The organism is Bradyrhizobium sp. USDA 4354 (genome assembly GCF_054060315.1).
Window position 1 is genome coordinate 5,674,411 of the sequence record NZ_JBSSDC010000001.1, and the last position, 23,209, is coordinate 5,697,619.

A 23,209-nucleotide genomic window follows, 5' to 3' on the forward strand; every position below is an offset into this window, starting at 1 on the left:
GTGGGAACGGGCCCGCGCAACCAGGCAGAATTCACGCATCATTGCTGTTCCAGGAACCGACTCACACGGGCCATGTTTCCGGCTAGAATGTGCCCATGAAGCACTCTGATTCCTCGCCCCGACACACCCGCCGCGCCCTGCTCCAGTCAACGCTAGCTGCAGCCGCTTTGCTGGCGCTCCCGACGCGCGTCCTCGCCGCGCCTGCCGGGTTCGACGAATGGCGCGAGAGCTTTCGCGCACGCGCGACGTCCAAGGGAATCTCGGCTGCAACATGGCAGCGCGCGATGGGCCGGGTCGAGCCGGACATGAGCGTGTTCAAGCAGATGCGCAATCAGCCCGAATTCCACGAGCAGGTCTGGCAATACATCAACCGCCGCGTCTCCGACTGGCGCATCATCAACGGCAAGATCGCGCTGAAGAACAACGAGGCTTTGCTCGCCCGCATCGAGCGCGATTTCGGCGTCGAGCGCGGCACGCTGCTGGCGCTGTGGGGCGTCGAGTCCGCATATGGCGATCCCCTGGTGCAGCAGAACCACATGAGGCCGGTGTTTCCCTCGCTCGCCGCGCTCGCCTGGAACGAGCCGCGGCGCAAGGCCTACTGGGAGACCGAGTTGATCAACGCGCTGCGTATCGTCGACAAGGGCTGGAGCACGCCGGAGGAGATGCGGGGATCCTGGGCCGGCGCGATGGGGCATTCGCAATGGATGCCGGAGGTCTGGCTCAATGTCGGCATCGACTATGACGGTGACGGCAAGGTCTCGCCGTTCGGCAAACCCGACGATGCGTTGGGCTCGACCGCAAAATATCTCGTCAATCGCGGCAAGTGGCGCCGCGGCGAGCATTGGGGCTACGAGGTGCGGGCGCCCGGCAACATGAGCGGCAGCCGCACCTATGCGGCGTGGCAGGCGGCCGGCGTCACCCGCGCCGACGGCCAGCCGTTTCCACAGCCGAACGCATCGGCGCAGCTGTGGACGCCCGTTGCGGGTGGGCCGACCTTCCTGCTCGGACCGAATTTCTATTCGGTGAAGAGCTACAACCCCTCGATGAACTATGCGCTGGCGATCTGCCATCTCGGCGACCGCTGTCTGGGAGCACCGCCCTTCATCCAACCCTTCCCCGGCTCCGAGCGTGCACTGACGCTGGCCGAGGTGCAGGAGATGCAGACGCGGCTCACCAAGGCCGGCTTCGACACCGGCGGGACCGACGGCCGCGTCGGCAACGACACGATGAAGGCGGTCAAGGATTTTCAGCAGCGCGCCGGCATCACGCCGGCGGACGGCTACGGCGGGCTGAAGGTGCTGGCGAAGCTGCGGCAGGGGTCGTAGGAGCCGTCATTCCGGGGCGCGCGAAGCGCGAGCCCGGAATCCATCGAGCAGCAGGCGACGCAGAAAAATGGATTCCGGGGGCGCGCCCCGGAATGACGGCTGAGCTTCAATGCCTGTACTGCGGCTCTTCCGCATCGAGCTGGCGGCGGATCGCGGCAAGATGCAGCCGCGCGGATTCGGAGTCGCCCTCACGCATCTGCCTGTAGGTCTCGGCCGCAACGGCGGGATCAACTGGCAGCACTTTCCGGCCCGTCGACATCGCCAGCACCTGCACCTCGGCGGCGCGTTCGAGGTAATAGAGATCGTCCCAGGCTTCCGCGATGGTCGGGGCCAGCACCATGACGCCGTGATGCTTCATGAAGACGATGTCGGCAGCGCCGACGCTGGAGGCGATGCGCGCACCCTCGCGGTTGTCGAGCGCGAGGCCGTTGTAGTCGCGATCTACCGCGGTCCGGCCGTAGAATTTCAGCGCGGTCTGGCCGGCCCAGATCAGGGGATCGCCCTCCGTCATCGACAGCGCGGTGGCATAGGGCATGTGGGTGTGGAAGGCGACCTTGGCGCGCGGCAGGCGCTTGTGCATCTCGGCGTGGATGTAGAAGGCGGTCGCCTCCGGCACGCCCTCGCCGTCGAGCACGTTGCCGTGGAAATCGCAGATCAGGAGCTTTGACGCAGTCAGTTCGCGGAAAGCGTAGCCATAAGGGTTGACGAGGAAGAGATCGTCGTGGCCAGGCACCACGGCCGAGAAGTGGTTGCAGATGCCTTCCTCAAAACCATTGCGCGCGGCCATGCGGAAGCAGGCGGCGAGATCCTCGCGCGCGGTGCGGATCGCGTCGCTGGCGAGGTCCGGCCGGTTGGAACGGAATGGCGCTGGCGCGGGTGAGGAAGCATGAAGGCTGTGCGCCATGGCGAAGGACACCTCTGTCGGTCGGGAGCTGCCCCGTGTTGTACAGGGACTGCGCCTGCGCGTCAGCCCCTGCGACCGCCACCCTGCCCTGCGCGGCTCAGGCCCGCCGCGGCACGCCGCCCGCATTCATGCCGCCGTCGATGACGAGCTCGCTGCCGGTGACATAGCGCGAGGCATCAGAGGCGAGGTAGAGTACGCCGGAGGCGATCTCCGCGGCCTGGCCGGCGCGGCCCAATGGGGTAACGACACGGGCGCGCTCCTCCGGATCGATCGGGGCGTTCTGGCCGGCACCGGTCGCCCCCGTCGGGATCTTGCCCCAGATCGGGGTATCGATGATGCCGGGATGAACCGAGTTGACGCGGATGCCGTCGCCCGCCGCCGCGCACTCCATCGCGATCGACTTGGCGAACAGCCGCACGCCGCCCTTGGTCGCCGAATAGGCCGACAATCCGGGCGATCCGCGCAGGCCCGCCAGCGAGGACATCATGATGATCGAGCCGCCGCCGGTCTTGCGCATCAAGGGCAGGCAATGCTTCACCGAGAGGAACACACCGTCGAGATTGATCGCATTCTGCTTGCGCCAGTCAGCGAGTGTCATGTCGACGATCGATGGCACGGCGATGCCGATGCCGGCGTTGGAGACGAGCACGTCGAGCCGGCCGTAGCGCTTGCCGATCTCGGTGACGATCTCAATCCAGCGCTCCTCGCTGGTGACATCCTGCTCCAGGAAGATCGCCTTGCCGCCGGCTTTTGTGACGCGATTGGCGAGCTCGGGCCCGCGCAGCTCGTCGATGTCGGTGATGACAACGGTCGCACCCTCGCGCGCGAACAGCGCGACGATGGCCTCGCCAATGCCGGAAGCGCCGCCCGTCACCAGCGCGACCTTGCCCTCAACCTGCCCTGCCATGTGTTCACTCCCTTTCTTTTTGTTGTTCGAGGGCCGTTGTTATCTAATCACGGATGGCCCCTGATCCGGTAGCGCGACGTCGACGACGCGGAATTGCACGCGCTCGGCGCCCTGGTAGCGATCGACCGAGAGCGAGCCCGCGACATGCATCTGCTGACCGCGATTGGCGAGCAGCGCATTGCCGAGCTTCTGGCCGACCGAACGGAACGCAATGCCGTTGACGATGGCGCCGTCGCCCGCCTTGAAGCGCAGGCGCAGATGCGCCTGGCCGACCTCGTCGGCGAACACGAGCTGGTGCGCCGGCAGCGCCAGCACGGGCTCCGGATTGCCGCTGCCGAAGGGCCCGGCACGGTTGAGCGTCATCGCCAGCTCCGGCGTCACCGCACGTGCGGAGACCGCGCCGTCGATATAGAGCTCGTTGACGTGGCGCGCTTCGGCGACGTCGCGTGCCAGCGCCTGTTCGAGATAGGCGCGGAATTCGGCAAGCTTCTCTTTGCGCAGCGTCACGCCCGCAGCCATCGCGTGGCCGCCGCCTTTCATCAAGATACCATCGGCGACCGCCTGCCGCACCGCCTTGCCGAGATCGACGCCGGCGATCGAGCGGCCCGAGCCGGTGCCGATACCGCCTGGCTCCAGCGCGATGGCGAAGGCCGGCCGCGAAAACTTCTCCTTCAGGCGCGAAGCAACCAGGCCGACCACGCCCGGATGCCAGCCTTCCGAGGCCGTGACGATGACGCCGAGCTTGTCCTCGAGCCCGATCGATGCGAGCGCCTCGGCTTCGGCCTGCGCTTCGGCCGCCTGCTCGATGACGCGGCGTTCGCTGTTGAGACGATCAAGCTCGGCGGCGATCCGCGCCGCCTCGACGCTATCGCCCTCCAGGAGCAGCCGCACGCCGAGATCGGCGCGGCCGATGCGGCCGCCGGCATTGACGCGCGGGCCCAGCATGAAGCCGAGATGCCAGGCCTCCGGCGGGCCGTTGAGTCGCGCCACATCCATCAGCGCGGTATGCCCGACATGGTCGCGCCGCCGCATCGCGATCAGCCCTTTGGCGACGAAGGCGCGGTTGAGGCCGATCAGCGGCGCGACGTCGGCGACGGTGCCGAGCGCGACGTGGTGCAGCATGCCGAGCAGGTCGGGCTCGGGCATCTCTGCACTCCAGAAGCCACGCTGCCGCAGCTCGCGATTGACCGCGACCAGCGTCACCAGCACAAGGCCGACGGCGGCGAGATGACCGAGGCCGGAGAGATCGTCGGGGCGGTTCGGATTGACCAGCGCATCGACCTCGGGGAGATCGAGGCCGCATTGGTGGTGGTCGATCACGACCACGGACATGCCGAGGCGCTTCGCCTCGGCCAGCGGCTCGATGCTGGTGGTGCCGCAATCGACGGTGACGAGCAGCGTGGCGCCCTTCGCGGCGAGCGCCCGTACCGCCTCCGTGTTCGGGCCGTAGCCTTCGAATATCCGGTCGGGAATGTGGATCAGCGGATCGAGCCCGCAATGACGCAGGTGCCAGGCGAGCAGCGCCGCCGAGGTCGCGCCGTCGACGTCGTAATCGCCGAAGATCGCGACCTTCTCGCCTCTCGCCGCCGCATCGGCGAGCCGCTTGGCGGCGGCTTCCATCTCCGTCACGGTGAACGGATCCGGCAGCAGCTTTCGGATGGTCGGATCGAGAAAGTCGGGCACAGCGTCGATATCGATACCGCGGCCGGCCAGCACCCGCGCGAGCAGCTCCGGCAGCTGGTGCCGCTGCACGATGGCGAGCGCCTGGGCCGCCCCGCGCCCGTCCAGACGGTCGCGCCAGAGCTTGTCGGTCAGCGAACGCGCAACGCCCAGGAAAGACTGGGGTGCTTCGACGGGCAAGGCGGTGGCGGGTGGCGTCATGAGAGGGGGCAGGTGATTGGGAAACTCGAAGGTCCAGGCGATCACGCGGACGCACGGTCACTGGCTTCAAGGGATTGGCCGGCAATCGGCCCGGATTTGCAACGGCCCGGTCGCACAAAGCGGTGGATGGCCGCCCGACCGGCCGGAGTGACTAACATTTAGGCATTCCGCCGAACAGCAAATTAAGCAGGCGTTAGGCGGAATCCTCGAAAAAGAATCGTATTCGATCTGTAATTTGTTGTTCCGGGTTCGTTGCAGATCAGACCTCATTGCCAAGGGAAGTCCCCGATGTCCGCTGCGCTGGGTCTGAAAGCCAAGCCGATTGCCGCCGAACCCACGGACGACGATTCCGATATCTCCGCACTGATCAACCGCCTCACCGCCGAGGTCAACCAGATCGCGGTCGACAAGACCAAGTCGATCCAGCAGATCACCAACCAGATGAAGATGCTGGCGCTGAACGCGCTGATCGAGAGCTCGCGCGCCGGCGCGCAAGGCGCGGGCTTTGCGGTGGTGGCGCAGGAGGTGCGCGGCGTCGGCCAGCAGGGTCGAGACCATCGCCCGCGAGCTCGAAACCCAATTGACGAAACGCACGGGCGATCTCGTCGCCTCGATCGAGCGCATGAGCCAGCGCTCCCGCGGCGAGCGGATGGTCGACCTGTCGCTCAACGCGATCGAGCTGATCGACCGCAATCTCTATGAACGCACCTGCGACGTGCGCTGGTGGGCAACCGACTCTGCCGTGGTCGATTGCGCGGCCTCGCCGGCCGCGGCGGCCGTCTCCCATGCCTCGCAGCGGCTGGGCGTGATCTTGGGCGCCTACACCGTCTATCTCGACCTCTGGCTCTGCGACCTCGACGGCAACGTCATCGCCAACGGCCGCACCGACCGCTTTCGCGTCGTCGGCCAGAACGTCGCCCACACCAGATGGTTTCGCGAGGCGCGATCCTTGCGCTCCGGCGACGACTATGTCGCCGGCGACGTCGAGAACCAGCCGCTGCTCGGCAATGCGCAGGTCGCGACCTATTGCGCCAGCGTCCGCGCCGGCGGCCAGGCCAACGGTGCGCCGATCGGCGTCCTCGCCATCCATTTCGACTGGGAGCCGCAGGCCCGCGCCATCGTCCAGGGCGTGCGCGTCGGCGACAGCGACAAGGCGCGCGTGCTGCTGGTCGATTCGAATTTTCGCGTGATCGCGGCCTCCGACGGCCAAGGCATCCTCAGCGAACGCATCTCGCTGTCGCTGAACGGCCAGCGCTCCGGCTTCTATCAGGAACGCACGGGCACGCTGGTCGCGTTCCATGCCACCCCGGGCTACGAGACCTATCGCGGGCTCGGCTGGTACGGCGTGATCATCTGCGGGGCGTAAGCAAGCAGCGGCCGCCTTCCCGAAATCGGACGCGGTCACCCGTCCAATCCAAAACTCGCGAAAACAACCCCATGCACAGTAGCCTGAGGGTTGTTTTCATTGACGTTTTTCGAGGGCCTGTTCGCCGCCTTGCGTCCATCAAGACGTTTGACACGTCGGGCAAAACGCTGGCAGCATTTTCCGGCAAGGTACGCCCGTTACAGGCAAGAGCCTGCGCCGTGGGTCGGATAGAGTCGCGCTCTGAACACAACGAGGAGGCAGCCATGAAGATCGTCGTGATCGGCGGAACCGGATTAATCGGATCCAGGCTCGTGACGAAGCTCAGACAGCAGGGCCATGAGGCTGTGCCCGCCTCGCCGAAATCCGGCGTGAACGCCGTAACCGGGGAAGGCCTTGCCGCGGCGCTGGCAGGCGCGGATGTCGTCGTCGACGTTGCCAACGCGCCGTCCTGGGAGCCTGCTGCCGTGCTCGAGTTCTTCGAACGTTCGAGCAAGAATCTCGTCGCGGCCGGGGCCGCAGCGGACGTGAAACATCACGTGGCGCTCTCGATCGTCGGCACCGACCGCTCGCCCGACAACGCCTATTTCCGGGCGAAGCTGGCGCAGGAAGCCATCATCAAATCCGCCTCGGTCCCCTACTCGATCGTGCGCGCCACCCAGTTCTTCGAATTCCTCGGGGCCATCGCCGACACGAGCGCGATCGACGGGAAGATCGTCGTTCCCACGGCTCAGTTTCAGCCGATCGCGGCCGATGACGTCGTCGATCGCCTCGCAGAGGTCGCAACGGGCCGGCCGCTCAACGCCACGATCGATATCGCTGGCCCTGAGAAAGCCCCATTCAATGAATTCATCGCACGCCGCCTGAAGGCGTCCGGCGACACACGTCCCGTGATCGGAGATCCGAAGGCGCTGTATTACGGCGCCCCCATCGACGACACATCGCTGAACCCGCTTGGCGAGGCGCGGCTCGGGACGACGCCGCTCGCAAAATGGCTCGCGAGCCTCTGAGGCTCCGGGCGGTCCTGCCAACACTCCAGCTACGGCAATGAAGGAAATCCAATGCGAAGATTGTTGATCGCAACGGCGGTTTATGCCGCATCTGTCCTGACGGCCCATGCAGCCGAGCCGGCAGCCCCATCGGCGAAAGTGTCGGTCGTGTTCGACCAGGTGCTGCCGAACGTCCCCGGCAAGAGCATGAAGGGTGTTCTGGTCGAGTATGGTCCCGGAGGCTCCTCGCCGGCCCACATCCACGCGCCCTCCGCCTTCATCTATGCCACGGTCCTCGAAGGCGCGATCCGCAGCCAGCTCAATGACGGCCCCGCAAAAGTCTTTCACAAGGGAGAGAACTTCTTTGAAAAGCCCGGCGATCGCCATGCCGTCAGTGCCAATGCCAGCGAGACCGAGCCTGCGAAGTTGCTTGCCGTGTTCGTGGTCGACACGAACGACAAGGAGTTGACCACGCCTCTCGCGAAGTAGTGCCAGATCAACAGGCCGCGTCGCTGCACCGGAGGGTTCACGTCAGCCCGAGCCCTCCGCGATCGCGACCTGCACGGCGCCCGAGGACGACGGCTTCTCTTTGCTTCCGACGGTCGCCGGATAGAATCCGATCAGCGCTTCGATTGGTCGAACAATTTGACGGTCTTGCGGCTTTGCAGATTTCCACTCTGTCGGCCTTGGCGGGCACGTTGCCTTCTTCGCTGCTGCCCACGACGACGATAGTGTCACCGCCTCCATTCACCTTTCGAACCGTTGCGTGTGGAATTCTCGCGCTGCAGCGCCAACCAGTTTGCTGTACAGATCTTCGTATTGCCGCGCCATTCGGTGTGCGGTGAAGCGTTCCTCGAAGCGGGCGCGCACTCTCCTTCGATCCAGCTTGCCCAATTCGCCGACCGCCTTGACGGCCTGCTCCTCGGTCTCGACGACGAAACCGGTCAGGCCGTGCTCGATGACCTCAGGGACGGAGCCCGAGCGGTAGGCGATCACGGGCGTTCCGCACGCCATCGCCTCGATCATGACCAACCCGAAAGGCTCCGGCCAAGCGATCGGAAATAGCAGGGCGGCCGCTCCGCCAAGGAATGATTGCTTCTTCACGTCGTCGACTTCGCCGACAAGCTGGATCTTCTCGCCGTCGATCCGGGGCGCAAGGTGTTTCCTGAAGTAGGCAGTCTCGGCGCGCGGAATCTTCGCGGCGATGCGGAGAGGCATCCGGGCTGCGTGCGCGATGCGGATGGCGTCCTCCGGACCCTTGTCTTCCGTGAGGCGACCAAGAAACGCCAGATAGACGCCCTCCTCATAGGAGGGGTGCAACAGCTCCGACGGCAACCCGTGCTGGATCGTTCCAATCCATTTCGCATCCGGAAGCGGTAGGCGCTGGTGATCGGAAATCGACACGAAGCATGCTTCCGGGAACTGCCGAACCACGTCAGGCAAGCCAGGCAAGTCGAGGCGGCCGTGCATGGTCGTCAGGAACGGCACGCCAAGGCGACTGAGCACCGGCAGCGGCAGCCAGTCGACATGCGCGTGGATCACATCGAAGTCCCTGGCTCGTCTCGCGATCGCTTCCAGCAGCATCGCGCAGGCTGCACTCGGATCGGCGCCCTTCCGGCCAAGGCGCAGCGCGCGGGGCCACACCGGGTGGAGTTTGCCTGTCGTTCGGGAGTCGCCGCTGGCAAACAGCGTGACGTCGTGGCCGAGCTCGACAAGCTCATCCACCAGCCAGGCCACCACCCGCTCGGTGCCGCCGTAAAGCTTCGGAGGGACGCTTTCGGCCAACGGAGCAAGCTGAGCGATGCGCATCGGAGCCCACTATACTGCTGACCGCAGGATCAGCACGACAGCTGCGGATAGAAGGTTCGAAATCGCGAGCAACGTCCAATCCGGCCTTGCGCTTGCGCTCGCCAGGCGGCAGATGCGGCTCTCAATGATTCCTAACATTCGTCATCAGAGAGCCGCTCGAGATAGGCAAGCCCGAATGCTGCGAGTTCCTGGGCATCACCGTTACTCTCGCGCGCTTCCCGCCTCCCTTGCAGATGACGCTCGAGCAGGCAGCGACGGCCATCCGCAGCATCGACATCGTGATGCCGGGAACGGTACACGCACCAAGCGGTGTCCACCGCAGTTCGTAGCGGGCCTTCGTCGACCATGTTCCAGCTCCGACGTGGGAGATGTTCATGGAGCCACAACTCGTGGCGACGGCGGATGTTTCCAGCTTTTCCCGAAAGTCTAAGCCTGCGCGGAAGGCGAGCGCAGTCAGCGCTCGTTCACTTGCTGCGTGCAAGATCAGACGGATCGCCGCGCCGCCATCTCCGCTGCGAGCAGCAATGCGGCGCGGCCGGCGCCAATCGATGCGATGCCCTGCCCCGCGATGTCGTAGGCGGTGCCGTGCGCGGGCGTGCAGATCGGGAACGGGAAGCCGCCGAGCAAGGTCACGCCGCGATCGAAGCCCATCAGCTTCATCGCGATCTGGCCCTGGTCGTGATACATCGTCAGCACGGCATCGAAGGCGCCAGCCTTGGCGCGCAGGAACACGGTATCCGCCGGAAACGGTCCCTCCGCGGCAATGCCCTCGCGCTGACCGTCCGCGACCACGGGCGCAATCACATCGATCTCCTCGCGGCCGAAATTGCCGCCGTCGCCGGCATGGGGATTGAGGCCTGCCACCGCGATGCGCGGTCGCGCAAAGCCGGCATTGCGCATGCAGGAATCGGTCAGCCTGAGCGCGCGATGGATACGTTCGCTCGACAGCTTTGCAGCGACATCCTTGAGCGGGATGTGGGAGGTGACCCGTGCGTTCCAGAGCCGGTCCAGCACGTTGAATTCGCTTGCCGGCGTCTTGAGACCGACGACCTCGGCCGAGAACGCGATCTCGTCGTCGTACTCCGCACGGGCAAGGCGCATCGCCTGCTTGTTGAAGGGGGTGAAACCGACCGCGTCGACATGGCCGTCGCGGCCGAGCTCGAGCGCGTGCCTGTAATTGGTCAGCGCGAATTTTCCGCCGGGAAGGGTCGCGGTCTTCGGCTCGACCTCCCTGGGGTCGAGGTGGCGGAGATCGACAAGCAACGCATCGCCTTTTGCCGCGCGAAGGTCGGCACCTTGCTCCACCATCGCCAGGCTCGGCTTGACATCCGCGACGCGCGCGCCTTCGTCGAAGATGCGGCGGTCGCCGATGACGACGAGCCGGCAGCGGGCGCGGATGTCGTCCTGCGCCACAAGCTTCGCCGTCAGCTCCGGGCTGATGCCGGCGGGATCTCCCATTGCCAATGCAATGAGCGGCTTTGCGGTCATATGATCACCTTTTCCTGGGCTGGCGTGTCGATCGCGGGCGAGGCGGGTTTGCGCCAGAGCCGCGCCAGCTGCAAAACGAGCGGGAGCAGCAGCAGCGCGATGCCGCCCACGATCAGGCACGTCACCAGCTTGTTCGCGAAGAAGATGCCCAGCGATCCCTTGGAGATCAGCATCGACTGCCGGAACGCGTCCTCGGCCTTGTCGCCGATCACGATCGCGAGCACGAGCGGCGCCAGCGGATAGAACAGCTTCTTGAAGAGATAGCCGACGATGCCGAACCCGAGCATCATGACCACGTCGAGATAGGAGTTCGACACCGAATAGGCGCCGACGACGCAGATGATCACGATCAGCGGCGCGATCACGACGAAGGGAATCCGCATCAAGGCGGCGAAGACCGGGACGGTCAGCAGCACCAGCGCGACGGCAACGATGTTGCCGACATACATCGAGGCGATCAGGCCCCAGACGAAATCCTTTTGGTCCACGAACAGCATCGGTCCGGGATTGAGGCCCCAGATCATCAGCCCGCCCATCATCACGGCCGCCGTCGCCGAGCCGGGAATGCCGAGCGAGAGCATCGGCAGCAACGCGCTGGTCCCGGCGGCATGATCGGCCGTCTCCGGCGAGATGATGCCTTCGACCTCGCCCGTGCCGAAATGCCGGCCGCGGCGTGAAAAGCGGCGGGCGATGCCGTAGCTCATGAAGGAGGCCGCGGTCGGGCCGCCCGGCGTGATGCCCATCCAGCAGCCGATCGCGGCGCTGCGCAGCAGGGCAATGCCGTGCCGCGGCAGGCGTCCGACGGCGCGAAACACCTCGCGCCAATCGATCTTCGAGGACACCGCGCGGGCGTGGAATTCCTCCTCGACGGCGACCAGCAGCTCGCCGATGCCGAACAGGCCCATTACCGCGACGACGAAGCTCACGCCCTTGACCAGCTCATCCACGCCCATGGTGAGGCGCACGCTGCCGGAGACGGTGTCGATGCCGATGGCGGCGATCGCAAAGCCGATCGCCAGCGCCACGACGGTCTTGATCGGCGCCGCACCGCCCATGCCGACGAAGCTGGCAAAGGCGAGGAAATAGACCGCAAAATACTCGGCCGGCCCGAACGCGAGCGCAGCCTGCGCCACCCAGGATGCGAGGAAGGTGATCAGGATGACGCCGATCAGCGCGCCGAACGCCGCCGAGCCGAAGGCGGTCGCGAGCGCCGTGGTCGGCCTTCCATCACGCGCCATCGGATAGCCGTCGAAGGTGGTCGCGACCGACGACGGCTCGCCCGGAATGTTGAACAGGATCGAGGTCACCGATCCCCCGAACAGCGCGCCCCAATACATGCTGGAGAGCAGGATGATCGCCGAGACCGGCTGCATGCCGAAAGTCAGCGGCAAGAGCAGCGACACGCCGTTCGGCGCGCCCAGGCCCGGAAGCACGCCGACGAGAATGCCGAGCAGCACGCCGACCGCCATCAGGGCCAGATGCGGCACCGTGACCGCGATGGTGAAGCCGTGCAGGAGCTCTGAAAGATTATCCATCGGCTTCTCCGTCAGAACTCGAAGGCGGCGGCGAGCGCGCCGTGCGGCAGGCTGACCTGGAACATGCGCTCGAACACGACATAGAGCGCGAGCGCCGTCGCGCCCGCCAGGGCGAGCGCGCGCGGCACGGATTGGTGCCGGGGGAGCGCCAGCACTGTGAAGACGTACAGCGCCGAGGCGACGTACATCCCGGCGAGCGGGATCGCCGCGACGAAGATCGCAGCCGGCACGAACAGGCCGGCGAGCCGGCGCAGCTCGATGGACGTGATGGCGATGGGGACATTTGCCAGTCTGGCGGCCGGCAGGACGCCCCGCACCAGATTGGCGAGGCTCCCGAGCACGATGATGATGCCGGTCAGGAACGGGAACGTGCCGGCGTCCACGCCTGCGCTCGACCAGCCGATGCCGTTGTCGAGGCTGGAGACGACGACGGCGACACCGAAACTTCCGGTGAGGACGGCGGTCGCAAGTTCAAGCGCGCGGCGGGAGATCATGGAGGGCTCCGTTCGAGCGGCGTGCAGCGGCCCGTGAATGACGCACGCGTTTTCCACGCCATCAGCTGTCGTCGCGGCGAACGCCGGGACCCATAACCCCAGGGAGGAGTGTGACGAAGACTTGACGTTGAACTCACATCGGTACGACGATCGCCGCCCATAGAGAGATCACGCGGTATGGGTCCCGGCGTTCGCCGGGACGACAAAGGAGTTTGAGGCGTACCCCGCCTCACTTGACGAGCCAGCCCTGCTCGCCCGCGACCTGCTTGACGTGCTCGAGGTCCGCCTTGATGAACTTGTCAAACTCGGGTCCGGTCAGGAACGTATCGACCTGCGAGGTCCTCTCGATGTACTCCTTCCACTCCGGCGTTGCCTGCACCTTCTTCATGAGGTCGACATAGAACGCGGCCTGCTCCGGCGTGACCTTGCCGGGCAGCCACACGGTGCGCGGCTGCTCATATTGCTTGATGTCGAGGCCCTGCTCGACGCAGGTCGGAACGTCGCTCCAGCCTTCGGTCGCGGTGACCTTCGGCCCCTGCGGCAGCCGCTTCGGGCTGAAAACACAGAGCGGTCGCTGCGTGCCGCCGCGCCATTGCCCGAGGCTTTCGCTGGGATTGTTGACGTGGGAGTCGAGATGTCCGCCGGCGAGCTGCACGGCGGTCTCGGCGCCGCTCTTGAAGGGGATGTAGGTCAGCTTGACCTTACCAACCTTCTCGATCATGCGGGTCAGCACCTCGTCGGTGTCCTTGGACTGCGCGCCGCCCATCTTGAATTCGCCCGATGCGGCCGCCTTCAGATAGTCGCCCGCCGTCTTGTACGGCGCGTCCTGCTTGACCCAGAGCAGGAACTCGTCCTGCGCCATCGCCGCGATCGGGGTGAGATCGGTGTAGTTGAAGGCGACCTTGGAGACGAGCGGTTGCTGCCAGGCGTTCGAGGTGCCGAAGATCACCTTGTAGGGATCGCCGGCGGAGGCCTTGCCGTAGACGTAGCCTTCGGCGCCGCTGCCGCCGCCCTTGTTGACGACGACGATCGGCTGCTCCGTCAGCTTGTGCTTGGTGATGATGTTCTGCACCGCGCGCGCGAGATTGTCGGTGCCGCCGCCAGGCCCCGCCGTGGCCACGAACTCGATCGGCTTTTGCGGTTGCCAGGCGGCGCTCGCCGGCATCGTGCCGGCGAGCACGGCCGCGGCGGCGGAGAGCAGAAATGTTGACGTCCGACCCATGATTTCCTCCGGCTGGTTTTGTCTTTTGTTCTTGTCGTATCGACGCCTGCTCAGGCGACGCGTTCCTCGCGTCTTCCTGATGCCAGCACGATTGCGCCTTCTTTTTCGAGCGCTTCGATTCGCGACTGGTCGAACCCGTGCTCGGCCAGCACCTCGCTCGTGTGCTCACCGTAGACCGGTGCGCCTGATCGCACTTTGCCTGGGGTCTCCGAAAACTTGATGGGAAGACCGATCGTCTTGACGGGACCGAGCGTGGAGTGCTCGACCTCGACGACCATCTCGCGCGCCAGCGTCTGCGGATCGCCTAAGGCCTCCAGCATGTCGTGCACGGGGCCGCACGGCACGCCCTTCTCGTCCAGCGCCTCCAGCCAGTACGCCCGCGACTTGGTGCGAAAGCGCTCGCTCAGAACCGCTTCGAGCTCTTTCAGGTTGGCCATGCGATCGGCGCCGGTGACGAAGCGCGGATCGGCGGCGAGCTCGCTCGCGCCGAGCGCTTCCAGCATCAACAGCCAGTGCTTCTTGTTGGCGCCGCCGACCACCAGCCAGCCGTCCGAGGCTTCAAACGCCTGATACGGCGCGTTGAGCGGATGCGCCGAGCCCATGGCGCGCGGCGCCGTGCCCGCGGCCAGCGCAATGGTCGACTGCCAATAGGTCTGCACCAGGGCGGCTTCATAGAGCGAGGTCTCGATCCACTGCCCTTCGCCGGTCTTGAGACGATGCGTGTAGGCCGCAAGGATGCCCATGCTCGCGAGCAGGCCGGCGGTGATGTCGGACAGCGGCGGACCGCATTTCACTGGCGGGCCGTCCGGGCGCTCGCCGGTAAAGCTCATGATGCCGCTCATGGCTTGCGCGATAAGGTCAAATCCCCTGCGGTGCTTGTAGGGACCGGTGCGACCGAAGCCCGACAGCGAGCAGTAGATCAGCGCCGGGAATTCCGCATGCAGCGCCTCGTAGCCGAAGCCGAGGCGCTCCATCGCGCCCGGCGCAAAGTTCTCGACCAGCACGTCGGCATCCGCGATCAGCCGCCGCAGCACCTCTTTGCCGCCGTCGGTCTTCAGATCCAGCACGATGCCGCGCTTGTTGCGGTTCATCATCAGGAAGGACGCCGCCTCGTCGCCGATCTTCGGCGGCACCGAATGGCGGGTGTCGTCGCCGTTCGGCCATTTCTCGATCTTGATGACGTCGGCGCCCATGTCGGCGAGCATCAAGGTGCAGGTTGGTCCCGCCATGACGTGGGTGAGATCGATGACCTTGAGGCCGGCGAGCGGTCCCGAGCGGCGGGAGGTGGATTGCGATCGATCGCTTTGCATCGGCTCGTCCTATTGGCCGCGCCATTGCGGCGCGCGCTTGTTGAGGAAAGCATCGAGCCCTTCGCGAAAATCCTGGCTCGTGTAGCACATCAGGATGAGGTCTTCGCCCTCGTCCCGAGTCAGCCGCCGTTGCATGCGGCTGACAGCCTGCTTGGTCGCATTCAGCGTCAGCGGCGCATGGCTCGCGACGAGCCGGGCCACCTCCTCAGCGCGCCGCTCGAGGGCGGCAAGATCGTCGACGACCTCGCCGAGCAGCCCGACGCTTGCGGCCTCCGTGGCATCGACAAGGCGCGCGGTGAAGATGAGATCCTTGACGCGCGCGGCACCGATCAGCGCGGTGAGACGGCTGACATTGGACATCGACAGGCAATTGCCGAGCGTCCTGGCGATGGGGAATCCGATTTTCGCAGCTTTCGTGCCGATGCGGAGGTCGCAGGCCGCGGCAACGCCCGCCCCGCCTCCGGTGCAGAACCCGTTGATCGCCGCGATCGTCGGCACCCGGCACTGCTCCAGCGTGGTCAGCACCCGATCGATACGGTTCTCGTAGTCGATGGCGTCCTGCGGCGCCTTGAATTCGCGAAACTGGTTGATGTCGGTGCCCGAGGCGAAGGCCTTGTCGCCGGCCCCGCGCAGCACCAGCACCTTGATCGCATGGTCGCGGTTGGCCTCCTCGCAGATCGCGGCAAGCCGCTCGTACATGGCGAAGGTGAAGGCATTGCGGGCCTGCGGGCGGTTGAAGGTGATCCGCCCGATGCCGTCGTCGCACTCGAAGACGAGGTCTTCTGCCTCAACTTGCAGGTCCATTTCCTCACACCCTTCTGCTCTTTTTTACATTTTTGAATGCAAAATTTGGGATTTTCAAGCTGGAACTTGGAAATATTTGCGTATAAGTTCAGTTTTGCATTCAAATCGAGCTCAGCCCCATGCTTCATGAGGAAGTCGTCAGCCGCATCCGCGCCATCCTGCTCGACGGCGAAATCCCGCCGGGCGCGCGGATTCCCGAGCGCGAGCTGTGCGAGCGGCTCGAGATTTCGCGCACGCCGCTGCGCGAGGCGCTCAAGGTGCTGGCCGCGGAAGGGCTCGTGCAGCTGCTGCCGCATCGTGGCTCGCGCGCGGCAAAACTCACCGACAAGGACATGCGCGACCTGTTCGAGGTCTGCCAGGGCTTGGAGGCCCTCGCCGGCGAGCTCGCCTGCGAACGCATCACGGACGCCGAGATCGACGCGATCGCCACAGCCCATGCAGCCATGGCGCAGCATTATCGCGACGGCGACCTGATCCAGTACTATCGCGGCAACCGCGCCATTCACGAAGCCATTGTGACCGCAGCCGGAAATCCCGTGCTCGCGGGGCTTTACACCTCGGTGACCGCGCGCATCCGGCGGGCGCGCTATGTCACGCCGATGACGCCGCAGCGCTGGGCGCTCGCCGTGAAGGAGCACGAGGCGATCCTCAACGCGCTTCAGCGCCGCGACGGCGTTGGCCTCGCCCACATCCTGCGTGCGCATCTCCGTCACAAGCGCGAAGAGGTCTTGCAGGCGGGCTTTGCCGAGACGGAAGGCAACGACGTCACGTTGAGAATTGCGTAACGCGCGCGCTTTGGCGCAGCCTGGCTTTGCACGTCGCCTTCGCGCTCTGACTTTCATTCCCGCTCAGCGTGCAGTGCCGAGTAATTCCACTTGCTAGCTTGTCGCAACCGGCGCAGCATGCCTTGCACCGCTCTGGCGGCGGGCCGATCAGGCGGTCGCAACGCGCGAACAATTGCGCAAAACAAAAGACAAAAGCAGAGGAAACGCATGACAATCGATGTCTCACGTCGGTCCCTACTCGCACTCGGCGCTGGTCTCGGCGCCAGCGCAGTGCTCGGCAGCAGCGCGATGGCGCGGGCTCCCAAACTCGGCACCCAGACGCCCTATTGGCACCGCTTCATCCTCGGCGATGCCGAGGTGACCGTCGTATCCGACGGACCGCTGCCGCTCGGCGACCCCTCCGGAACGTTCCTTGGCGTTCCCAAGGAAGAGGTCAAGAAGATGCTCGCCGACAATTTCCTGTCGCCGGACAATGTCGTGCTCGAACAGAACTCGCCGATCGTGAACACCGGCGACAAGCTCATCCTGTTCGACACCGGCATGGGCAGCTCAAAGATGTTCGGCGCCAGCACGGGCCGGCAGCAGAAGAGCATGACCGAGGCCGGCATCAAGCCGGAGCAGATCGACGCCGTGGTCTGCTCGCACGCCCATATCGACCACATCGGAGGCATCGTCGACGAAGGCGGCAAGCCGCTGTTCCCGAATGCGCAAGTCTACATCTCGCAGACCGATTTCGAGTTCTGGACCGACGAGGGCAAGCTCGGCAGCCCGGCCAAGGACTTCGTCGTTCACGCCCGCAAGAACCTGCTGCCGGTGCGGGACCGCATCGTGTTCTTCAAGGACGGCCAGGAATTCCTGCCCGGCGTGCAGGCGATCGCGGCGCCCGGCCATACCGTCGGGCACACCATCTTCATGGTATCGTCGGCGGGGAAATCGTTCGCGTTCCTCGGCGACCTCTCGCACCATTCGGTGCTGCTGCTGGAGAAGCCACGGATGGAGTTCTCCTACGACTCCGACCCGAAGCAGGCGGCCGAGTCGCGCGTCAAGCTGCTGACCATGCTTGCAACCAACAAGGTCCCGGTGATGTCCTACCACTTCGCCTGGCCGGGCTACGGTCATGTCGCCAAGGCCGGTGACGGCTTCCGCTACTATCCGGAGCCGATGCAGATGAGCTTGTAGCTCGTCAGATCAGGTCCGGGCGGCGCGAGCGCTGCCCGGATCGGCCAAACGAGGCCAGCCTACAGGCACTCCAGGCGCGCCCGCAGCTGAGCGTCGCTCTCACGGCCCAATGCGAGCAATCCGGAATACGGATCCCCGGCAATGCCGAGCACGGCGGCAAACGCAGGCTCCGTCTTCATCCCGCGCGCCCTGTGTCCGGCCACCGCTTTGCGCAAGCGCCCGTCGTCAAGCGCGAGCAATCTCCGCTCGATCTCGAAGTGCAGCCAGCCTTCCTGCTGATCGACTAGCCTCGGATCGCCGAACAATTCGAACGGCCAGCCGCCCCATTCGAAGTGGGCGACCACCGGCCGTCGGCTGGAGCACCATTGGTAGAGCGCAAACCCGTCACAGGAGCGGTACCGTCGCCAGACCACTTCGGCGAAAGCTGCCGCGTCCAGGACGTGGCAGACGACATCGATATCGCTTGTCGGCGTCGAGAGCCCCAAGGGCAGCGTCCCGACCACACGGGGATCGAACTCCCGCAGCTCATCGAGCAATCCCGAACTGCCAATCGCGGCTTCGTAGCCCATCTTGCGCAGGACAGCGTTCGACATCGGTGATCCTGGAGCGGCTCGTGTCGGCATTCGTGCGGTGCGTAGGCCACTCGCTTCAGAAGCGAATGTCAGCAGCCGAGCTTATCGGCAATGCCGCCAAAGTCCTTCGCGACGATGTCCCATTGGCCGGTCGCCTCGAAATCGACCCTCTGGAGCGGGCCATACTCCGTCGGCCGCACCACGAAGGCGGTCTTCAACCCGTTCTTCTGGGCGGCGGCGAGATCGCCGTTGTGGGCGGCGACCATCATCACCTCGTGCGGCTTGAGGCAGAGCAGGCGCGCGGCGCCGAGATAGGTTTCCGGGTCGGGCTTGTAATGCTCGAACAGTTCGGCCGACATGATGAGGTCCCACGGCAGGCCGGCGAACTTCGCCATGTTGGTGAGCAGCGCGACGTTGCCGTTCGAGAGCGGCGAGATCACGAATTTTGATTTCAGCCGCGTCAGGCCGGCGACACTGTCGGGCCAGGGATGGAGCCGATGCCAGCCTTTGGTGAGGTAATCCAGATCGGCCTCGGTGAGGCCCTTGATCGCGAATTTCTCGACGAGCTGTTCCAGCGAGCGGCGGTGCAGATCATCGAGCATGACGTAGCCGCGCTCGGGATGTTGGCGCACGTCGTCCATCGAGGCCATGTACATGCCGCGCCAGCCGTCGACGAGCGCGGTCCAATCCGCGCTGATGCCGCGCTGCTTCCCCCACCACATGAAGTCAGTGATGAGACTTGTGCGCCAGTCGACGACCGTGCCGAAGACATCGAAGACCAGGGCTTTGATGGCGGAGAGATCGGATGGTGTGGCCATGGTTCGCTCCGCTGATTTTCGTGCGATATCGGGGGCTTTAAAGCATGATCCCTTCCGTGCAACAATAGCGCTAGTTCGGCGCATCAAACACGTGAAGGACGAGTTTGGTCGCCTACCTCAACTAGTCGGGGTGAAGCGCACTGGCCATGACAACCGTCCCTGTCGCATACATATTGCTCGAGGATGCCCGCCTCCCGGATGAGGAGGCTTTGATCCAGTCCTTACGCGTTCGTCATCCCGACATGCGCTGGAGCCGTAGCACCTTCGCACCGAGCGACGGCGCTGACGGTCCGATGTTCATCCGCGCAGGAGATCATCTCATGACGATCCTCCTGATGCCTGCGCCGATACCTTTCGATCAGCAACTGTGGGAGCGAGCCTCCTGGCTATGGCCGGAAGCTTTCCACGCCGCTGGACGCCATCGTGCGCACCTCGTGGTCGCGCCGATGGGCTCTGCCGAAAGTAATACGGAAACGAAAGCGCTGGATTTTGCCGAGAATACGTACCTCACGACGGCCTTTGTGGGTGCCGTGGTCGCGGCACTGCCTGGTGTTGTTGCCGTCGTCTGGCGGGGAAACGTTGGCCGTTCGCCCGAGATGTGGCTGGAGCAGTCACGTAGCGCGTTTGACTCTTATCCAGATCAACCGTTCGCATTGTGGATGGAAGTCGTCCCCTATCGTTCGGGCAAGACCATAGGGGCCTATACGGTCGGATTGTCCGCGTTCACTGGACGAGAGATCGAGTTCGAGGTGGATGGGCTCAATCAACACGCCGTCACCGCCCGTGTCGCCCAGCTTTCGGCCTACCTCATCGGAAACGGCCCGGACGCCGGACCCAAGAGCGGCTCGGTGTTCGAGGCCGACTCCGAGATCGATCATCGCGTTGCGGTGCTCCACCGCAACTCGCGCTTCAACATCGGGCCGGTCATCTCATTCTCATCTCTTGATGATCGATCGGGAAGAAGCAGGACCTATCCGATCATTCCCGTCGCCATCGCCCGAAATCATCCGTTGCTGGTCATGCTGGGCAAGCTCGGGCTTTTCGATCCGGCACAGGCCGAGAACCAAATCAGGCTCAAGCCGGATCACTACCAATCGGAAGTTCGCCTCGAGAGCTTCGATCAAGGCCTCTCGCAGGCGCTGTCCGGAATGATCGCAACCGACATCTATGCCGAGGCCGACACGAACGCGCGCCGTGCGCTCGCGAGCGGAGACATGGCATCCGCGAGGTCCATTCTCCGGCCCTGGGCCGAGGAAGTCAGCGAGCTTCAGCTCGCCGCCAGGCTCGGCCTAACCTTGTGCGACGCGTTCCTGTTCATGCCCGCGCCGCCTCGCAGCCCATAGCAGACAGACGATGGATCAAGCCGTAGCTGGCGTGCGACCAAGGCGCCGAACGATCGCACGCGGATGGCTGCGACGTCAGTCCAGATGGAACTTCGCCAGCTCGCGGTGCTCGGCCTTGATGTAGCGCACGGTGCCGGTGACGGAGCGCATCACCACCGTCTCGGTCTCGATCACGCCGTCCTTGCGGAACTTGACGCCCGAGAGCAGCGAGCCCGTGGTGACGCCGGTGGCGGCGAACAGGCAGTCGCCGCGGGCCATGTCCTCGATGCCGTAGATCATCTTGGGGTCGTTGACGCCCATCTTGGCGGCGCGCTCGCGCTTCTCGTCGGAATCGAGGATGAGGCGGCACTGCATCTGGCCGCCGATGCAGCGCAGCGCCACGGCCGCCAGCACGCCTTCCGGCGCACCGCCGGTGCCGAGATACATGTCGACGCCGGTGTTGTCGGGGTCGGCGCAGTGGATGACACCGGCGACGTCGCCGTCGGTGATCAGGCGCACGGCGGCGCCGGTCGAGCGCACGCTGGCGATGATGTCGGCATGGCGCGGACGATCGAGCACGAGAACGGTGATGCCATCGGGCTTGACGCCCTTGGCCTTGGCGAGGCGGCGGACATTGTCGGCCGGCGAGGCATCGAGATCGACGACGCCCTTGTCGTAACCGGGGCCGATCGCGAGCTTCTGCATGTAGACGTCGGGCGCGTGCAGCAGCGTGCCGCCGTCGGCCATCGCCATGGTCGCGATCGCGCCAGGCATGTTCTTGGCGCACAGCGTGGTGCCCTCGAGCGGATCGACGGCGATATCGACCTGGGGACCGGCATTCATGCCGACCTTCTCGCCGATGAAGAGCATCGGCGCCTCGTCGCGCTCGCCTTCGCCGATCACGATAGTACCTTCGATCGGCAGCTTGTTGAGCTCGCGGCGCATGGCGTCGACGGCGGCCTGGTCAGCCTGCTTCTCGTTGCCGTGCCCGCGCAATCGCGCCGACGACACCGCCGCCCGCTCGGTCACCCGCACGATCTCCAGCGTGAGGATGCGCTCGAGCAATGCTTGCGGCGGGACTGAAATATGGGTCGACATCGGCTTACTCCTTCGAAACGTTTGGGACGGAAATCTCCGTCCGCATCAACTCGTAACACCCACAGTTCGTTCGAACCGTGTCAGTTCTTCTCAATCCTGATGACCTGCGGCCGTCCGCTGATCACCTTGTCCTTCTGCACGGCGGCGAGTGCGCGGCGCACGGCGTCTTCGTGAGTGGCGTAAGTGATCAGGATGACGGGCACGGGGACCGCCTTGCCGTTATCAGGCGCAACGCCGCCATTGGGATGACGCTGCACGATCGACTCGATCGAAATCTTCTGCTCCGCAAGCCGGGTCGCGATCGCCGCCGCAGTGCCGGGGAAATCGCGCGCGAGCAGGCGGATATAATACCCGCCCTCATGCCGCTCCATCGGCGCCTTGCTGGTGTCGCGCAGCTGCGAGATCGGCCGGCCGAACGGATTGGCGCGGATGCCGCGCGCGACATCGGCAATGTCGGCGACCACCGCGGACGCGGTCGCAGCACCACCAGCGCCGGGGCCGACCAGCGTGATCGGCGGAATGCCCTCGCCATCGATCGTGACCGCATTGGTGACACCCATCACCTGCGCGATCGAGGAGGATTTGGGAACCATGGTCGGATGCACGCGCTGCTCGATGCCCTTGGCGGTGCGAACCGCAACGCCGAGCAGCTTGACGCGGTAACCGAGATCGGCCGCCGCACGCAGATCTTCCGGCGCGATGGATGAGATGCCTTCGACATACACCGCGCTTTGAGCAACTTTCGTGCCGAAGGCGAGGCTGGCGAGAATGGCGAGTTTCTGCGCGGTGTCGTGGCCGTCGACGTCGAAGGAGGGATTGGCCTCGGCATAGCCGAGCCGCTGCGCATCCTTGAGGCATTCGGCGAAGGATAGGCCCTCCTGCTCCATCCGGGTCAGGATGTAATTGCAGGTGCCGTTGAGGATGCCGTAGACGCGGTTGATGCCGGTTCCGGCAAGGCCTTCGCGTAACGTCTTGATGACGGGGATCGCTGCGCCGACGGCTGCCTCGAAATTCAGCGCACCGCCGTGCTTTTCAGCCGCCTTGGCGAGCTTGAGGCCATGCCTGGCCAGCAGCGCCTTGTTGGCGGTGACGACCGACTTGCCGGCGCCCAAGGCGGCTTCCACCGCCGACAGCGCGGGATCGCCGGCGCCGCCCATCAGTTCGACGAAGCAATCGACCTCGGGATGGCTGGCGAGCGCCATCGGGTCCTTCGCCCATTCGACGCCGCGCAGATCGATGCCGCGCTTCTTCGCCTTCGAGCGCGCAGTGACGGCGACAACGCGGATGCCGCGGCCGCTGCGGCCCGCGAGCACGCGCGCCTGCGTTTCAATCAAACGGACAACTTCGGCGCCCACGGTGCCGAGCCCCGCTATGCCCACTTTCAGGGGTGCAACCATGATGTCT

21 protein-coding genes and 1 pseudogene are annotated in these 23,209 nt (G+C 65.2%); 7 read left to right on the forward strand and 15 right to left on the reverse strand.

The genetic code is table 11. The features are described from left to right. The first annotated feature begins 95 nt into the window (after positions 1-95). On the forward strand, positions 96-1,325 hold the full coding sequence (locus ACVIIV_RS26420; protein ID WP_456746758.1) for a lytic murein transglycosylase: 1,230 nt from the start codon (positions 96-98) through the stop codon (positions 1,323-1,325). A 106-nt stretch (positions 1,326-1,431) separates the two neighbouring features. Here ACVIIV_RS26420 and ACVIIV_RS26425 read toward each other — a convergent pair whose 3' ends face one another. From ACVIIV_RS26425 to recJ, 3 genes are all read right to left on the reverse strand, one after another. After that, entirely contained in the window at positions 1,432-2,229 is a 798-nt protein-coding gene (locus ACVIIV_RS26425; RefSeq protein ID WP_456746759.1) for an aldolase, read from the reverse strand. 97 nt (positions 2,230-2,326) lie between these two features. After that, complete coding sequence (locus ACVIIV_RS26430; RefSeq protein ID WP_456746760.1) at positions 2,327-3,136, reverse strand: SDR family NAD(P)-dependent oxidoreductase; 810 nt, start codon at positions 3,134-3,136, stop codon at positions 2,327-2,329. Positions 3,137-3,175: 39 nt separating this feature from the next. Beyond that, entirely contained in the window at positions 3,176-5,017 is a 1,842-nt protein-coding gene (gene recJ / locus ACVIIV_RS26435) for a single-stranded-DNA-specific exonuclease RecJ (RefSeq protein ID WP_456748831.1), read from the reverse strand. Between the two features lie 288 nt (positions 5,018-5,305). Between recJ and ACVIIV_RS26440 the strand changes: the two are divergent. The 3 genes and pseudogenes from ACVIIV_RS26440 to ACVIIV_RS26450 all read left to right on the forward strand — a co-directional run bounded on the left by ACVIIV_RS26440 (position 5,306) and on the right by ACVIIV_RS26450 (position 7,858). Next, positions 5,306-6,383: pseudogene (locus tag ACVIIV_RS26440) on the forward strand (methyl-accepting chemotaxis protein). Between the two features lie 263 nt (positions 6,384-6,646). Continuing rightward, entirely contained in the window at positions 6,647-7,390 is a 744-nt protein-coding gene (locus tag ACVIIV_RS26445) for an SDR family oxidoreductase (protein WP_456746761.1), read from the forward strand. 51 nt (positions 7,391-7,441) lie between these two features. Then, positions 7,442-7,858, forward strand: coding sequence for a cupin domain-containing protein (locus ACVIIV_RS26450; protein WP_456746762.1), 417 nt, complete (start codon positions 7,442-7,444; stop codon positions 7,856-7,858). 258 nt (positions 7,859-8,116) lie between these two features. On the opposite strand, the gene ACVIIV_RS26455 is transcribed toward ACVIIV_RS26450, so the two are convergent. The 8 genes from ACVIIV_RS26455 to ACVIIV_RS26490 all read right to left on the reverse strand — a co-directional run bounded on the left by ACVIIV_RS26455 (position 8,117) and on the right by ACVIIV_RS26490 (position 16,031). Further along, on the reverse strand, positions 8,117-9,178 hold the full coding sequence (locus ACVIIV_RS26455) for a glycosyltransferase family 4 protein (RefSeq protein ID WP_456746763.1): 1,062 nt from the start codon (positions 9,176-9,178) through the stop codon (positions 8,117-8,119). 131 nt (positions 9,179-9,309) lie between these two features. Then, positions 9,310-9,525 carry a hypothetical protein gene (locus ACVIIV_RS26460; protein ID WP_456746764.1) on the reverse strand — a complete coding sequence of 72 codons (216 nt, stop codon included), beginning with the start codon at positions 9,523-9,525 and terminating at the stop codon, positions 9,310-9,312. A 136-nt stretch (positions 9,526-9,661) separates the two neighbouring features. Then, entirely contained in the window at positions 9,662-10,666 is a 1,005-nt protein-coding gene (locus ACVIIV_RS26465; protein ID WP_456746765.1) for a 4-hydroxythreonine-4-phosphate dehydrogenase PdxA, read from the reverse strand. Further along, positions 10,663-12,201 (reverse strand): tripartite tricarboxylate transporter permease, encoded by a 1,539-nt coding sequence (locus tag ACVIIV_RS26470; protein ID WP_456746766.1) that lies wholly within the window; start codon positions 12,199-12,201, stop codon positions 10,663-10,665. The genes ACVIIV_RS26465 and ACVIIV_RS26470 overlap by 4 nt, the downstream gene beginning before the upstream one ends. 11 nt (positions 12,202-12,212) lie before the next feature. Beyond that, positions 12,213-12,695, reverse strand: coding sequence for a tripartite tricarboxylate transporter TctB family protein (locus tag ACVIIV_RS26475; protein WP_456746767.1), 483 nt, complete (start codon positions 12,693-12,695; stop codon positions 12,213-12,215). A 229-nt stretch (positions 12,696-12,924) separates the two neighbouring features. Then, a complete protein-coding gene (locus ACVIIV_RS26480) occupies positions 12,925-13,917 on the reverse strand; it encodes a Bug family tripartite tricarboxylate transporter substrate binding protein (protein WP_456746768.1) in 993 nt (330 codons plus the stop codon). 50 nt (positions 13,918-13,967) lie between these two features. After that, entirely contained in the window at positions 13,968-15,227 is a 1,260-nt protein-coding gene (locus tag ACVIIV_RS26485; RefSeq protein WP_456746769.1) for a CaiB/BaiF CoA transferase family protein, read from the reverse strand. 9 nt (positions 15,228-15,236) lie between these two features. After that, the gene (locus ACVIIV_RS26490) at positions 15,237-16,031 is read right to left on the reverse strand and encodes an enoyl-CoA hydratase/isomerase family protein (protein WP_456746770.1); all 795 of its coding nucleotides are present in this window, start codon (positions 16,029-16,031) and stop codon (positions 15,237-15,239) included. Between the two features lie 119 nt (positions 16,032-16,150). Here ACVIIV_RS26490 and ACVIIV_RS26495 point away from each other — a divergent pair, with 119 nt between their 5' ends. Together ACVIIV_RS26495 and ACVIIV_RS26500 are read left to right on the forward strand one after the other, a co-directional pair. Continuing rightward, positions 16,151-16,816, forward strand: coding sequence for a GntR family transcriptional regulator (locus tag ACVIIV_RS26495; RefSeq protein ID WP_456746771.1), 666 nt, complete (start codon positions 16,151-16,153; stop codon positions 16,814-16,816). Positions 16,817-17,023: 207 nt separating this feature from the next. Then, positions 17,024-17,995, forward strand: a complete 972-nt coding sequence (locus ACVIIV_RS26500) for an MBL fold metallo-hydrolase (protein WP_456746772.1) — start codon at positions 17,024-17,026, stop codon at positions 17,993-17,995. Between the two features lie 59 nt (positions 17,996-18,054). Here the strand turns inward: ACVIIV_RS26500 and ACVIIV_RS26505 are convergent, their stop codons facing one another. Next, positions 18,055-18,588: a DUF4269 domain-containing protein gene (locus ACVIIV_RS26505; protein ID WP_456746773.1), complete on the reverse strand. Its 534-nt coding sequence runs from the start codon at positions 18,586-18,588 to the stop codon at positions 18,055-18,057. A 68-nt stretch (positions 18,589-18,656) separates the two neighbouring features. Beyond that, positions 18,657-19,385, reverse strand: a complete 729-nt coding sequence (locus ACVIIV_RS26510; RefSeq protein WP_456746774.1) for a haloacid dehalogenase type II — start codon at positions 19,383-19,385, stop codon at positions 18,657-18,659. Positions 19,386-19,705: 320 nt separating this feature from the next. Here ACVIIV_RS26510 and ACVIIV_RS26515 point away from each other — a divergent pair, with 320 nt between their 5' ends. Further along, complete coding sequence (locus tag ACVIIV_RS26515; protein WP_456746775.1) at positions 19,706-20,728, forward strand: hypothetical protein; 1,023 nt, start codon at positions 19,706-19,708, stop codon at positions 20,726-20,728. 75 nt (positions 20,729-20,803) lie between these two features. Here ACVIIV_RS26515 and glpX read toward each other — a convergent pair whose 3' ends face one another. Beyond that, complete coding sequence (glpX, locus tag ACVIIV_RS26520) at positions 20,804-21,805, reverse strand: class II fructose-bisphosphatase (protein WP_456746776.1); 1,002 nt, start codon at positions 21,803-21,805, stop codon at positions 20,804-20,806. 80 nt (positions 21,806-21,885) lie between these two features. Further along, a complete protein-coding gene (locus tag ACVIIV_RS26525) occupies positions 21,886-23,202 on the reverse strand; it encodes a homoserine dehydrogenase (protein ID WP_456746777.1) in 1,317 nt (438 codons plus the stop codon). Positions 23,203-23,209 lie beyond the last annotated feature (7 nt).